12 protein-coding genes are annotated in these 15535 nt (G+C 42.7%); 7 read left to right on the top strand and 5 right to left on the bottom strand.

The window, feature by feature from the left end; genetic code table 11:
- Positions 1-72 precede the first annotated feature (72 nt).
- The 5 genes from ASG93_RS06220 to ASG93_RS06240 all read right to left on the bottom strand — a co-directional run bounded on the left by ASG93_RS06220 (position 73) and on the right by ASG93_RS06240 (position 6898).
- A complete protein-coding gene (locus ASG93_RS06220) occupies positions 73-1221 on the bottom strand; it encodes a cation:proton antiporter (RefSeq protein WP_056829911.1) in 1149 nt (382 codons plus the stop codon).
- Entirely contained in the window at positions 1218-2312 is a 1095-nt protein-coding gene (locus ASG93_RS06225) for a Ger(x)C family spore germination protein (RefSeq protein WP_056829914.1), read from the bottom strand. Before ASG93_RS06225 ends, ASG93_RS06220 begins: the two co-directional genes overlap by 4 nt.
- A complete protein-coding gene (locus ASG93_RS06230) occupies positions 2309-3409 on the bottom strand; it encodes a hypothetical protein (RefSeq protein WP_056829916.1) in 1101 nt (366 codons plus the stop codon). Before ASG93_RS06230 ends, ASG93_RS06225 begins: the two co-directional genes overlap by 4 nt.
- 29 nt (positions 3410-3438) lie before the next feature.
- The gene (locus ASG93_RS06235; protein WP_056829918.1) at positions 3439-4770 is read right to left on the bottom strand and encodes a spore germination protein; all 1332 of its coding nucleotides are present in this window, start codon (positions 4768-4770) and stop codon (positions 3439-3441) included.
- Positions 4771-4939: 169 nt separating this feature from the next.
- Positions 4940-6898: a C1 family peptidase gene (locus tag ASG93_RS06240; protein ID WP_056829920.1), complete on the bottom strand. Its 1959-nt coding sequence runs from the start codon at positions 6896-6898 to the stop codon at positions 4940-4942.
- Between the two features lie 314 nt (positions 6899-7212).
- On the opposite strand from ASG93_RS06240, the gene ASG93_RS06245 reads away from it, so the two are divergent.
- The 7 genes from ASG93_RS06245 (at position 7213) to ASG93_RS06275 (ending at position 15179) form a co-directional block, all read left to right on the top strand.
- Positions 7213-7923 (top strand): response regulator transcription factor, encoded by a 711-nt coding sequence (locus ASG93_RS06245; protein WP_056829922.1) that lies wholly within the window; start codon positions 7213-7215, stop codon positions 7921-7923.
- Positions 7920-9755, top strand: coding sequence for a sensor histidine kinase (locus ASG93_RS06250; RefSeq protein ID WP_056829924.1), 1836 nt, complete (start codon positions 7920-7922; stop codon positions 9753-9755). The genes ASG93_RS06245 and ASG93_RS06250 overlap by 4 nt, the downstream gene beginning before the upstream one ends.
- 181 nt (positions 9756-9936) lie before the next feature.
- The gene (locus tag ASG93_RS06255; protein ID WP_156410812.1) at positions 9937-10656 is read left to right on the top strand and encodes an N-acetylmuramoyl-L-alanine amidase family protein; all 720 of its coding nucleotides are present in this window, start codon (positions 9937-9939) and stop codon (positions 10654-10656) included.
- A gap of 128 nt (positions 10657-10784) precedes the next feature.
- A complete protein-coding gene (locus tag ASG93_RS06260; protein WP_056829926.1) occupies positions 10785-11663 on the top strand; it encodes a carbohydrate ABC transporter permease in 879 nt (292 codons plus the stop codon).
- Positions 11664-11675: 12 nt separating this feature from the next.
- Positions 11676-12554, top strand: coding sequence for a carbohydrate ABC transporter permease (locus ASG93_RS06265; RefSeq protein WP_056829927.1), 879 nt, complete (start codon positions 11676-11678; stop codon positions 12552-12554).
- Positions 12555-12569: 15 nt separating this feature from the next.
- On the top strand, positions 12570-13724 hold the full coding sequence (locus tag ASG93_RS06270; RefSeq protein ID WP_056829929.1) for an efflux RND transporter periplasmic adaptor subunit: 1155 nt from the start codon (positions 12570-12572) through the stop codon (positions 13722-13724).
- A gap of 36 nt (positions 13725-13760) precedes the next feature.
- Entirely contained in the window at positions 13761-15179 is a 1419-nt protein-coding gene (locus ASG93_RS06275; protein WP_056829930.1) for an ABC transporter substrate-binding protein, read from the top strand.
- Positions 15180-15535 lie beyond the last annotated feature (356 nt).

Raw genomic sequence — 15535 nt, forward strand, 5'->3', positions numbered from 1 at the left:
GGGTAGTTCTGATGGATATCAGAGGGCTATCCTCAGCGCTTCATTATATGCTGCAGTTGGACGATTCGCTAGTCAACCCTCTCGCGGCTTGCTCCCGCCAAATGCTAGCTTCAGCAAAGGCGGCGTAATTAACGTTGTCAGGATCACCACGATAAGCAAAGGCGTAAAGTAGGATGGATTGAGCAGTCCGGAATTAAGTCCGATTGCCGCAATGATGAGCGCAACTTCGCCGCGGGAAATCATACCGGAGCCGATACCGAATGCGGATGTCCAACTGAAGCCCGTCAGTTTGGCTCCTAGCCCGCCGCCGACCATTTTGGTAATGACCGAGACGACGGTCAGTCCTACTATGAGCCAAAGCTGACTGCCAACGCCTTCGAACGTCACGGATAATCCGATACTGACGAAAAAGACGGGGACAAAGATCGCATAGGCAATTGGTTCCAGCCGCTCTTCCACAGTATGCTTATATTTCGTGTGCGATATGGCGATGCCTGCTGCGAATGCCCCGATCATCCCAGCAACGCCCAGATACTCGGCTAGATAAGCAAATAAAAAGCAAATGATCAGAGCGGCGCTAATCACGGCCTCGGTCGCACGAAGCGGCGCCAGCATTGTCATGCTCCACGGGACGGCTTTCCAACCCAATAAGATAATTCCCCCGAAGAACAGCGCTTTCTTGAACAAAACCGCAGGCAGTGAGACATCCGCCCCTCCCACCATACTTAGTAAGACTGCGAGCAGCACTACAACGAGCACATCGTCGATAACCGCAGCGCCAAGCATGGTCGTACCTTCCCGGCTATTCAGCCGGTTTAAATCCTTCAACACCTGAACCGATATACTGACGGACGTTGCGCTTAACAATAAACCGAGGAACATAGCCTGCGAAGTGCTAAATCCAATGCTGATTCCAGTCAAATAGCCGCCTGCGAATGGAAAAATCACTCCGCCGAGCGCGACTGCGAAGGAGGAGGCGAGGTTACGCCGCAATTCCTGAAGGTCGGTTTCCAACCCTGCGATAAACATGAGCATTAGTACCCCGATTTCGCTTAGCTCATCAATTAATTCCCCGCTCTCTACCCAACCGAGCACTGCCGGTCCTAAAATAATGCCGATGAGGAGCTTGCCTAATACGGCAGGCTGTCCGAGCCGCACGCTAAGGTCAGATGCCAGTTTGGTAAACAGCAAAATGATCAGCAATTCGAGATATAAAGTCATTTGAGAGCTCCCGTCCCCTGTATATCTATTTTGACCTGAACATCAAATTTAGCTTTTGGATAAATGGCTTGCCATTCTTCCCAGTCTCTATCTCCGCCATGGCGGGTAGCTCTGTAAAGCAAGCCGAAGCCGAGCGGATCCACCTCATTTTTTTGCAACTTTTTCAGCAAATTTGTATATTTCATGGCCTCATCCCGTTCAGCAGCTTTTTCTAACCTGCTCCAATTATCTTCGTATATACCAACTGAGGATTCTTCAACAATTCCATTCATATGGACAGATACGCGAATAACAGGCATATTTTCATCGCTCGTATCGATCTTAAAGTTTCTTTTTACTTTTCGAATCGCTAAAACAAGCGGTTTCTCGTCTATTTTTGTGCTGATATCGAAAGATGGATATTGATTTAGCAGTTCATGAAAGACACGTGATTCAGCCGGATCCATTAGGATCGTTTTCACATTCTGTTTATCCAGCACGGCAACCTTATTAATGTTGTGTGTATCTTTTTCTGACTCAATGACTGGTAAATAGGGATCCATGCCTTTTTCAGTCGTTCGCCGGTAGAAATCATACAAATATTCAGAAAGTGTAAGCGGCGATCGTGCCCCCTCTTCGGAGAAGCTTAAATACAAATCGCTTCCGGGAGATTTTTCGGATTTAAGATTCATGCTCAGAACAGCCTCCGCATTGGGTTTGCCCATGGAAATAATCCCTGAAATTGGAATATCTGTTCTCCGTACTAACCAATCAAGGGGCTCTTGAATACTCTCAAACGCTAAAGATTGACCTAAAATATAAATGGACGAATGGCTAAAATCAAGTTGTTTTGGCACTTTTGCGATGATCAGTCTGATTGCGCTTGGTATCGATTCGGCATTTACGCTAACAATCTGAGTATGACTCCCGCCGGGTTCAGTTTTTGGGGCAGGCAAAGCCAGTTTTAAGGTCACCCGGTAAGGTTTGCTTTCTTCATTCGATTTATCGATTCCGATGGCCATTACAAAGATTCGTTTATCGATATCTTTGAAGGAGCAGCCCGAAAGTAAAGACAAAGCAGAGCAGAGGAGGAATAGCCGAGTGATGCTCATATGCTGCGCCGCCTTTTCATCCTAGCAAACACCGCGACTAGCACGACCAGAAGCAACTCGGTATAAAACCTCAGTTCTAGAAAATTGATGGCATATCTTAAAATTTCTTTAATCGTGAAGAAGTAAAAAATGAGCATAGTAAGAACGGCATACAGGCTGATAGTTATCCATGAAATGAGTTGATTTTTGCGTGGCTTGTTCAGAGATTCCATCGAGAAACATCCTTTCAACAGTTCAACTCCAACATGCAATGTAATGGTCGCTTCCATGACGTTCAGGAAAAGAAAAGCAAGCAAGTAAAGGAGAAGTCCGCGTTCGAAGATCCCAAGTTCCAGAGACATGGCATCAATAGCTGTTAAAGTAGGGTTCAAAAAATTTCCTACCCCGGACGTACCATGAAAGCCGATGGGAATCATGAATTGAATGAATATAAGATGCAAGCTTACGATAAGGATCAGAGCGTAAAACTTCCCATTTATTTTGCTTGGGATCATTCGATTAAATATAGTTAAGACCACAAATCCGGAAAAAACAGTATTCGCTATTGTTACATCTTGCCATTTCGGCAGAACAAAAGCATAATCATACATGGCTTTAATCGCATTCCACTCGAAGCCACGGCTAAAAATGGATTTTGTAAAGACGAAATAAATGAAAGGCGTCGTCATAAGAATAACCAACTCTAAAGTACTTAGAACCGTTTTACTTGATCTAGTGGCCCCCCAGGCCACAGCAAGAAAAAAAAATGCGATGAATGGAAACGAACTTGTTTGCGGTAGGAGATACTGATTAATGACAAATGCAGCGTAACCTAGGATTAGACAGGCTTTGGCTACAATCATGACTGAAAAAAAGAGCAGGAAGGGAACTCTGGCCCAAGCGGGCATGAACATCCGAAATATTTCAGGGAGACCTTGGTTTGGAAAATAGCCTAACGACTTGATAATCGATACAAGAAAAATCGAGCCTGGAATCGTGCAGAGCGCTACCGCCATAATACTTCCACTAAATCTGATTTCTAATAAATAGGGGACTACAAATAAAACGTGAATGGTAAGAGTATTACACCAGATGACATAAAAAGCATACCGGTTCATGGAATCCTATCCTCCTTCCGATCAATCGTTTACCGTTTGCCGAACTTCTCCTTTTCCCCAAAAAACACTTTCAAGTAGGGTTTACCGAAGCTTTTTAAATCGTTCAGATAAATGAACATACAAAACAAGCCGACGACAACCCCTACAACCCCAAAGCAACTCGCTAATAGAACAAATGGATATTTCATGATTCTTATCGCAAAGCTCATAGCATTGATCGGAACGACAAAATTGGCGATCGCAATAGCGGATGTCACGATAATCATGATGCTGCTTACCAGGTTTGCCTGTTGAGCAGCTTGCCCTAGAATCAACCCGCCAACTGTAGTGGCTGTCGCGCTGATCGATTTAGGCAGACGAATACTTGCTTCAATTAAAGCTTCGGTCAAGAACATCATGATCAAAACTTCAATATACGATGGATAGGGGACGCCTTCTCGGCTGCCGGCGATCGTAAGGGCAAGTTGTACACGGAAGAATTCAGGGTTAATGGAGACCATGGAAATATAAATGGCAGGAAGCAACACGGTTATAAAAATGCTAATATAACGAAGCGCCACCATGCATGTGCTAATCCAATAAAGTTGAAATATATCATCCATAGAAGAAATGAAATCGTAAAAAACAGCCGGAGCGATTAAAGCGTTTCCGGTGCCCTGGACAAGCAGGACGATTTTACCCTGAGTTAGGTTTAGCGCGACCCGATCCGGTCTTTCCGTAATCATCATGACTGGAAATAGAGAAAATTTTCGTCCCGTAAGCAGTTTTTGGAGGTGCATGGCCGAAAGAATCACATTAGTTTTAACTGAAGCGAGCCGTGCTTGAACTTCTTTCAATACTTCGATATCTACTAGTTGGCTGTCGTAAATAAGAGCAACCTCTGTTTGCGGCGTTTGGCCGACCTTTGATTTTTCATAAACAAGATAAGATGAGGGATAGCGATGCCGAATGAGATTGACGTTCGTTTTGATGTCATCGCTGAACGAATGCGCCGATCCATAAATGGCCGTTTCCGTGTTCGCTTCCCCAAGCTGATTATTGATCACATTTTCCGCGCTAAACAAGATGAGCTCACTGTCAATGAACAAACAGACATGACCGCTTATCATTTTGGTAAGGACATCTTGATTCTCGTCCGGTTCTGTAACGCCGGGAAGTGAAGTGAGATAATTCCAAAAATCATCTTTACTCGTACATTCCAAAATTGGACGTACAAGATCGTCTTTGATTTTCTTTTCATCACAAATGCTATCTAAATAAAGGAGTTCCAGCCGGGCATCATGGATTCGAATGGTTTCCGATTTCAAGTCACTTGAAGAAGCAAAATGCCTTTGTATAAGAGTTTTGAGGGTTTCCGACATGGAGCAGCATCCTTACTTGTGGTCTTCTTACCATCTTGCCCTTTTTCGGAATTGCTAAAACTCAATGACTCATTTTGTGACGATATTTCCAAACCTTGGGAGAATAAAAAATAGAACGAAACAGAGGTAAAACCCTGTTCCGTCCTATTCGAGAACAAACTGGACCTTGTTAATAGCTTTGGAAATCGTCTATAGCAGCGATGATATTCGTTGATGCCGGATTCTTTGTACCCTTTGCAACTACCCTTATCGTATGTGTTCCGTTTGTTAATCCTGAAGCGCTGAAAATTAAAGCTTGTTTAATCGTCGTAGATGAATAGCAATCGATATCGGCCTGTATGAGGACGCCATCCAAGTATACATCGACTTTTCCCATGTTCGGCTGTTTCATTCCTATATATCGAATGGTGCTTCCTGTGAATGTATACTGAGCGTAATTCCCAGCAACCGAGGTAAAGGATTCACTGCCGCCGTAATCTCTGGACGAAGAATACTTAGACCACGTAACATTGTAAGTAATGTCCTTATTAATGTCATCTACAATAGTTGGCAAGGGATTTGCTGCCCCTAAATTATCGTTTATTGTAAGGGCTACGTTTGAACCGTTGACCGTTCCAGGGAATGCATAAGTAGAGGTAATTACGGTGTTCGTCAGATTATCTTTCAAGACAAACGATTTGATCGTCAGAGCGGCATCGTCATAAGTGTTATCAGTTACGGTTAAATACCAGTTATAATTATGGTTTACATCGAGACTGCTTTGCTTGATTAAGTCCGTATAGTCGAGAACAAAGGTGGCATCGGTGGCAGTCGTGGTCCCATCGAAAGCGAATGCGCCTCCATTATTCGACAATGCCTTTGGTGTAATGGTATTAATCAGGGTATTTACGGATAACTCAGAGTAACCCAAGGCTGCGCTTAACTCATTTCTCTTGGCCGTGTTCACTGTGAATTCGGCAGTGAGTCTTGGCGTGTAAGAGGTATTCGCAGTTATCCAATAAGCATTGTTGCTCCCAAGAGAAAAAGCGGGTATCTTGCCTGGGAGTGAAGCATTAGGAACTGCCGTTACGGCTTTTAATGCATCATAGGCTAGCCAAACATATCCGCTGTTTCCCCATCCTGAACCCCAGGAGTTCGCAATTTTTAACGCTCCTTTTTCCCCGGGATCCGCTAAGCCATTGTTATTGATATCGACCCAGATATTGTCGTCATAACCTACGATCGTCATTGCATGCCCGCCGGAAGTGCCATTCATATAGTAGGCTGCCTTTTGCCCGACAAGAGCATCGTCAAGTGTAGTTGCAGGATCGTTTTTTACAGTTGTATACTGCCAGCTGCTAATGTAGGTCGCTATTTCCAATATATATCCGTTGGTAAGAAATTGCTTGAGGCTATTTAAACCGTCTTGCGTATCGAGACCTGATACGGTTCCTGTGCTTAAGAATTTGTTGCTTAAAGCATTTCTCCACGTTTGAGGATTCGTACTCCAAGCCTTATAGTTAGCAGTACTGTACGGAACTTCCGACCATGTTGCCGCGCCATTGTTCATAAGAAGCTGAAGAGTGCCTCCAATGGTTGTACCTCCGGTTGTCCCGCCATTCATAAAGTTATATGTCCATGTTGGCGATAATCTGAACGTATTTCCTCCATTTTTGGCGTCCCAATCTCTTGCCATGGCCGTCATATAAGTGCCCATGTAATAAGTGCTGGCGAAGCTTACGCACGATCCAAGACTACCTTGATTGGCAATGGGAGGAAAATATTTAAGCGTACTATTATCTACCTGAGCTACTGCTTCTCCTGCACCAGCCAATACGCCAGCATCCGCTCCTGCCAGATTTTCATCGATTAAAGGAAGTCCTTTTGCCTTTCTTGCATGATTGATTCTTTCAATTCCCATTTTGGATACTTTAACGTCTTTTGCAGGTTTTGAATGTTCTTCGAGCCATTTTTGTTCTTGTGGAGTGTTTTGTACAAATCCAGTTGCGTATGACTTGGTGCGATCTGCGTCATTTTTGTCAGCTTTTCCTGCAGCGCTTCCATTTCCGGGGAATGAGGGAATAATAAGAGTTGCTGCTAAAAAAAATGTAAATCCTACTTTTCTCAACAAATAAGGCTTGTCTCTCATAATTACAGCTCCTTTTTTGATTGATTCGAAGAATAGTATCGGAGCTGCAATGTTATTTGTTAATAGTTCCCAAGGAAAATGAGCATATTGTAGGAAACCGGGGCAACCATAATAGGTTAATAGACCTGATTGAATAGACTTATAGCAGGATCGGACCCGTGCAAGAATTTTGTCAGTTATAATCTTCACATAATCTTTATCTGACTCTGTTACAAATAAATTAGAAAGCTTAAGTTTATTAAAAAAATTTCCGAAGGTAAGAATATAATAAGTTATTTGTGTACTAAGGTTCGCAAAAGGGGGTAGGAGAAGTTATGCAAAAAACAATCTTAGTCGTAGAAGATGAAGAAATTCTGCGTGAAATTATTAAAGATTATTTTCTGAATGAAGGTTATCAGGTATTAGAAGCAGCAGATGGGAAAGAGGCAATAACCTTATTTCATGATCATGAGGTTCATTTAATTATTCTGGATATCATGCTGCCTGAGCTGGATGGGTGGTCTGTTTGTAGACGAGTCCGGAAGACTTCCAATGTTCCAATCATCATGTTGACTGCAAGAGTGGATGAGGATGATACATTACTGGGATTTGAGCTAGGGGCTGATGATTATGTGACAAAACCATATAGTCCGGCTGTGTTACTAGCTAGGGCTAAACGACTGATAGATAGCAGGAGTCGGGAAGATCGACAATCTGAAGCCTTTATGTCATATACAAATATTGAAAGTGATACTCTAACTATAAATGGGCTTCGAATCCATATACCTTCTCGAACTGTATCCATAGATGGCGAGAATATATACCTGACCTATACAGAGTTTCAAATATTAGCGTACTTAATGCGAAATAAAGGGATTGTCATAACGAGGGAACAGCTTATCACCAAAATTTGGGGTTATGAATACGAAGGGGATGATCGTACTATAAATACCCATATTCGTAATTTAAGAAGCAAGCTTGGCGATAAATCCAAACTGATAACAACTATCGTAAGAACGGGCTATAAGTTTGAGGGGACCTTATGAGGACAAGTATTGTAGTTAAATTGTTTACATTGACAACTATGCTGTGTCTTTTCATTATAGCAACCATTTATATGGGACAAACGATATTCTTCAAACAGTACTACGCATATAGAAAAGTGAATGAAATTCAAGCTAATATTCAAGCATTCAAGAATGATTATTTAAACAGCGATGGTAATATTCTTGCCATTCAGAAGCTGGAGCAGGACTTTTATCGCCAAAACAATACGTGGATTACCATAGTAGATAGCCTAGGGAACTTAAAAAATGTCAATGATTTTTATTTGGAAGTAAAAATAGATTCACCTAAAGTTAATAATGAGTTCTTCGGTAAAACGATTTCAGTTCCTCTTTATCACATGGTGAACATCAATGAGGTTTTAAATACAACTCCAGGTCAAGTAATATCCGTGCTGGCTCCCAAGGCTCGTGTTTATATTTCTGAGTATAAAAAGGGTTCTGACTTAATTCCATTTCGTGTCCAAGTGGATAAAAGCAATGTACTTTTGGCAAATGAGAAAATCATCAAAAAGATGGATGACCTCACGTTAGATATTAAAAATTCATATAAGGAAAATTCAAATAAGGAAAAGACAGAGTTCCCTGGAATTTTTTTTAGCGGAACGATTACCAAAGTCCTCTTTCCTAACGGAAATGAATCTTCGAGCTTCATTTATACGAACAGTTTATTTATGGACCGAATGAAAGAGTTTCAAGCCAACTTGCTATTCAATGAGTCGCACAATAGCATTAATACCTTACAAATTCTTGATTACACACAAAATGACGTAAAGTACAAGCTGTTTATTGACCCGATCAAAGATCAAGCGGGAGTAACCGGCTACATCTTTTCAATGGCCTCTTTGCAGCCGGTCGACGAAGCCGTTCAAATGCTTAAAGATTATTATGTGTACATGATCGCTTTAGTGATTCTTCTTATTGTTCTCGCTGCGTTGTATTATTCGAGAAAGATTGCCAAACCTTTGCTTCAAATGAATCAGACGACGAAAAAGATCGCAAGTTTAGATTTTTCGGAAACCATTTCAATTAGATCCAAAGATGAGATTGGCGACTTCTCTCAGAGTATCAATTCTCTCTCCCAAACCCTTCATTCCTACATCAAACAGCTGCAAAATGACATTGAAAAAGAGAAGCAACTGGAGCATACAAGGAAAGAATTTATTTCAGGAGTATCTCATGAGTTGAAAACGCCTCTGAGCGTCATGAAAAGCTGCATTTCGATTTTGAAGGATGGCGTTGCTACGCATAAGAAAGATCATTATTTTGAAGCGATGGACAAAGAAGTCGATAAGATGGATCTCTTGATTGTGGATATGCTGGAGCTTGCAAAGTTTGAATCTGGAACATATAAAATGAAGATGGATACATTCAGCATGGATAAGCTCATGGAGGAGATCTGTGAGAAGCTATCTTTGGAGTTCATTAATAAACAACTTCATGTACACACTGAGCTTGCTGCAGTTGAAGTTATCGCTAATCAGCACCGAATCGAACAAGTAATTACGAATTTTATGACCAATGCGATTCACTACTCACCCGAACATGAGCATATTTTCATAACGATCAAAGAAGAACAAACCCGAGTCAAGATTAGCATAGAAAATAAAGGAGCTCACATTCCCGCGGATCAAATAGACAAAGTCTGGGAGCGATTCTATCGCGTGGATAGCGCACGCCAACGTGCACAAGGCGGAACCGGACTAGGGCTGGCTATTTCCAAAAATATTTTGGAATTACATGGCGCTGAGTACGGCGCCGCGAATACAGAAGACGGAGTATTGTTTTTCTTCTATTTGAATAAACAAGCGTAATGAAGCTGAATAGACACTTTCAACGACGGAATCCGTTCGTCATGAAAGTGTCTATTTTTTCGTCGCGTCTATCTTTATCTTATCTTTATTTCAATTCGACATTATCTTCATTTGCCTCTCTTACAATGACTCTATGAAAAGCTCAACCAGATAGAGTTACTAGTGAGAGGAGATAAGTTTTATGAAGAAAACAATGATCATTACTTTAACCGCAATCACCGTACTTATTTCAGCATCAATTTTATTAAAAGTACAAGCAGATGCTAGTCTTGCTAAAAATGAAACTCTGCAATCAGAAAACAACAAATCTACGACAATGAACAACAAATCTACGACTATGAATATCGAAAGCACCATTTTAGAAGGGAAAACGATTGTCATTGATGCTGGGCATGGAGGAAGGGATGTTGGTGCTACAGGTCAATCCGGTATTCATGAGAAAGATATTACGCTTCAAACAGCCCTGAATATTCAACGAGAAATAACAAAGAGAACTGGAGCTAACGTCATTATGACACGTGATAAGGATGAATCTTTGACCAAATCCGAGCGAGTTGAAATCGCGAAAAACCATGCAGCCGATCTATTTATAAGTATTCACTTTGATGCGTATACCACCAACGATGTATCAGGCATAACTACTTATTACAACAAATCGGAAGATAAACAATTAGCAAAAGTGATGAATAAGCAGATTTTTAAACAAAACATGGATACAAGAGATCGTGGAGTGGCACAGGGAGACTACTACGTACTTCGAGAAAACACGAGCCCATCTCTTTTACTTGAGCTAGGTTATATATCGAATAGCGAAGATGAACAGCGAATTCAAACACAAGCTTTTCAAACTAAGATAGCGGACGGAGTTACTGATGGGATTATTACTTACTTTACCAAATAGTTTTCGTCAAATTCTTAATCATTTACTAAAGTATGGAGGCGTTACTTCTCTTCATCTTGATCGTATCTTTATACGCGCCTATTATGATGCTTTTATGACAACAAGGATTTCATTCGAGGAGGGTAAAAATGAACGTATTGCTCAGGCGGTTGACGCGAAAACAAGGCTTCATAGCCATCGGATTTCTAGCGCCAAGCGTGATTGGCTTCGCCATGTTTTATCTAATTCCGTTCGTGATGGGTACCGTGTATTCGTTTATGGATAGGGCGGGCGGCGGATCGTTTGTCGGGTTTGCCAACTATCATGCTGTGCTGGATAGCGCTTCTTTTCGCAAAGCAGCGATGAATACGTTTCTGTTTACTGCCGGGAGCGTGCCGTTATTGGTCGTGCTGTCGCTGCTGCTGGCGCTTTTGTTGAACGGGAACGTCTACTTGCGTAATTGGCTGAGGACCGTTTACGTGATGCCGCTCGTCGTTCCGGTTGCTTCTGTCCTCATGATTTGGCAAATACTGTTTGATTGGAACGGTTCGCTCAATGCTTGGCTGCATGCACTTGGGGCCGAGCGGATCGACTGGATGAAATCGGATTGGGCGAGAGGCGTGCTGTCCGTCGTCTATTTATGGAAAAACCTCGGCTATAACATGATCCTGTTCCTGGCCGCTTTGCAGGGCATTCCGAAGGATTATTACGAAACGGCGGATCTTGAAGGAGCAGGCCCGGTTCGCAAGCTGATCGGGATTACGCTCGTCTATCTAACGCCGACCATGTTTTTCGTGGTGCTGATGTCGATCATGAACTCGTTTCGCATATTCCGGGAAACGTATTTGATAGCCGGAGACTACCCGCATGACAGCATTTACATGCTGCAGCATTATATGAACAACATGTTCTTGTCGCTGGATGTGCAGAAGCTGACCGCAGCCGCGGCCTTAATGGTTTGCTGCATATTAATTATCGTCTCTGGCATGCTCGCGATGGAACGGCAATTTAGAAGATTTATGGAGTGAGGGAGATGGAGGATGAAAAAGCAGGCCTTTCTTTATAAAAGTACGTTATCGTTGGTCTTATTCGTCTTCGCGGTGATGCTGCTGCTTCCCATTATCATCTCCCTCACGAATTCGCTCATGACGGAGCATGAGATCGGACATAATTACAATCTCATTGGTCAGATGACAAATGCGGCCTCAGGGGGAAAAGACTTATTCGTCAACTTGAAGCTCCTTCCGGATTGGGTGTCCTTCGAGCAATACGCGAAGGTGCTCCTGGAGACCCCGAACTATTTGAATATGTTTTGGAACTCGGTTCTTTTGGTTGTTCCGATTATAGGAGGGCAGGTGGCGGTCGCCGCACTCGCGGCTTACGCATTCGCGAAGCTGCAATATCGAGGGAGGGATTCCTTGTTCTTCGTGTACTTGATGGCGATGCTTATGCCGTTTCAGGTAACGCTGGTTCCTAACTATATCATCGCCGACAAGCTAGGGCTTCTGAATAGCGCTGGCGCGATCATTTTACCCGGGATCTTCTCTGCCTTCGGCGTGTTTATGCTTCGGCAGTTCATGCTCACCATTCCGAATGCATATGTAGAAGCAGCCATCATGGATGGCGCGGGACATTTGATGATTTTCTATCGAATCATCTTGCCGTTAATTAAGCCCGGATTAGCAGCGCTCGTCGTCCTGCTGTTTGTGGATTACTGGAACATGGTGGAGCAACCGCTTATTTTTCTGGATGATGCCATTAAACAGCCGCTATCTCTTTATTTATCGCGGATCCAACAGGAGGCAAAAGGAATCGGGTTTGCAGCATCCGTGCTTTATATGTCTCCGATGGTGCTTTTATTTTTGTATGCGGAATCATATTTCATTCAAGGCGTACAGCTTTCAGGCGTCAAAGGGTAAGGAGGAAACCATTACATGGAGTTGCATGCGGTCGAACGAAAGGATACAGGCCCGAAACGCAAGCTTCGGCTATTGTTTGTCCTGTTTATCAGCATTTTACTTATTGTCACGATTTACAGCAATACTTTACTTACAATGAACTTACCCAAGGTATGGACGGAAGAAGGGAAACAGGAGCCGCTCGTTCAAAACTACAGCGACAGCAGTGTGCTTCAGCCGGTCAGTGAAGTGGAACTTTCAAACAGGGAGGGATGGAACGTCAATAACGTACTGGTCAAAGAGGGGGATCGCGTAACCAAGGGGCAGGTACTTGTAACCTACGATAACCAAGAAGCTCAGACCCGCATTCAAGATCAACAGTCGAATATGGAGCGTCAAAGATTGATGATGGAAGGCTTACAGGATCGTTATATCGAAGCCGAACAAAGCGGTGATGATCAGAAGATTCGCGGCGCAAAACGGGATCTTGAATTAGCGCGTCTGGATATGGACGTTTCCGAACGAAATTTAAGAAATATGCAAATCGATTTGGACATTAAAAAGCAAATCGTAGCTCCATTCGAAGGTTTAATCACGAAATTAGGTGCCGTAAAAGACCTTCCTTCCGGAAGTGCCGGGAGTGATGTGCGTATATCGAATTCAAGTCTCGGTTATCAATTTTCTCTGCAAGTTCCATCCTCAGTCATCAAGTCCTTCAAACTCGGAGACAAGCTAAACGTGCAGGTGGCAATTCAAGGAGTTGCCCAAACCTTGGAAGGTACTCTTACAGAAATAAAGAATGCGGAATCGACGAATAAGAACGTGCCTGCCGCTGGAAGCAGTCCATCCCCGCCTGTTGATCAGAAACGAGTGCTTGTGACGGTAAAAAGCGAGGATTTACAGGGGGGGGAACAAGCAAGTCTGAATTTGAGCAAAACCTCTACGAATGACAATGGAATGGTGTTGCCTACAAAAGCTATTCATGGCGAGGGCCCTACCAAATATATTTTTGTCATGACAGAAAAGAAAGGCCCCCTAGGCAACACCTATCATGCGAGCAAAGTGTTCATCGAAGTTGGCGACACCAATGAATCGGAAGCGATTGTCCTTAAGGGGGCTTATCCTGGTCAGAAAATCATAACGGAAACCAGCGAACCCATTCAAGATGGCAGCAGAGTTAGACCGAAATAAATGTGTTTAGATGATGATAAGGAGTGAGTGTTAACGATGAAAAAGTGGATAGGTATACTCATGAGTTTGGTATTCATGTTTTTGGCTGCTTGTAATGGCAGTACACCATCAGTAAACAGCAGTAAACCCTTAAGCACAAAAATAGAAAGTAAGGACTCCGAGGCTAACTCGAGTAGTCCTAGTACGGCAGGGAATGAAGGCATAATAGAGGATGAAAACAAAGACAGCAAGAAGACCATTGTTATCTCCACTCTTGGAGTAACCGATTTTTACAAACAGGCAAAGCAAAAATACGAAGCAATCCATCCGAATACGACTATTCAATTGAAGGAATTTGAAACAACACTGAATGAAGCTGGCACCATGAACGCTGCCGCAGTAGAGAAGTATATCAAACAAACCACTACAGAGGTCTTGTCGGGTAAGGGAGCGGATCTATTCGTTATGAATACAATCGACCTGCCGATTGAGAAATATATTGCCAAAAAAGCGTTTGTAAACTTGGACGAACTCATAAAAAAGGACAAATCCTTTGATCCAAACCTTTATTATATGAACATACTCGACAATTCAAAAATAAGCGGTGGTCTCTATGTTCTGCCGCCAAAATTTTATTTGGAAGTTTTGTTCGGAGATAAAGTAGCTATTGAGAATGCTGGCGTTACGATTGATGATAAGAATTGGACATGGAGTCAGTTTGCAGATGTAGGAAAACAACTCGCGGATAAGGGAGTTCACGCCTACTCTTTAGGATCAGTGGGGCCCGAGAGTATGCTTAACTCCCTTGTGTCGGATAATTATGCCCAATTGGTTGATGGAGCTAATCGTAAAGCGAACTTTGATTCGACGGACTTTACCGAACTCCTTAAGCGTGTAAAGAGTTTGTACGACGAGAAAGTCATATCTGCCAAATTCCTGCCACCTAAAGATACCAACTTTCATCTATCCCCAATATATTCACCAATTGATTATCTGTCTCGTCTCGCTATATATTATAAAAACGGAACGGTTTACCAAAAGCCTCATGCGGCCGGACAGAAATCGGGAATCGCATTCGGAGGGCTTCAAACCATTGCCATGAATTCAAATTCAACGATCAAAGGAACGGCATGGGATTTTATGAAGTTTCTATTATCCGAGGAGATGCAAAGCATACCGCAACAAGACGGCTTCTCCATGATGAAATCTGTAATTGAGAAGACGATGGCAGATTTAGCGAATGATGCGAAAAAAGGAACGATTAAATCAGAGAAAGTCGGGGTCCTCAAAGTATCGGACAAGGATTTGCAGTCCTTGAAGACCATGATATCCGATGCAAGTCTCCCGATCGCGCCAATGAACAAAGTTCAAATGATCATTATCGAGGAAGCTAAAGCTTATTTCTCTGGGCAGAAGACTGCTGAAACCGTCGCCAAGCTGATACAGAACCGCGTGACGACTTATATAAATGAATAATACAAACAGCTTAAAACAAATACCGCTGCTGTTAAAAGGGCGGTATTTATATCATAACAGGGGACACCCTCTCGCACATCTTCGAAAGACCTCGATAGAGGTTTTTCTCAGCATAATAGAAAGTATAAGTTTCGAGGTTGAGCATGAGGATAATCCCTTTCTAATTTTTTTGGTAAATTTGGTATTATGGAGAGAAGGAATACTAGCGCACAAAAATTGTGCGCAAGGTCGTCAGATTCGTCGCCACCGGGGGCTAAGAGTCTGTCCGACGAAAACAGGAGTTCACCCATGCTGTCACGAAATTTTTAAGTAATGGATAAATGAACGTGTAAAGGAAGTGCGAGGCATGGCAAAAT

Origin of the sequence: Paenibacillus sp. Soil787 (genome assembly GCF_001429545.1) — a bacterium.
Lineage (GTDB): Bacteria > Bacillota > Bacilli > Paenibacillales > NBRC-103111 > Paenibacillus_E.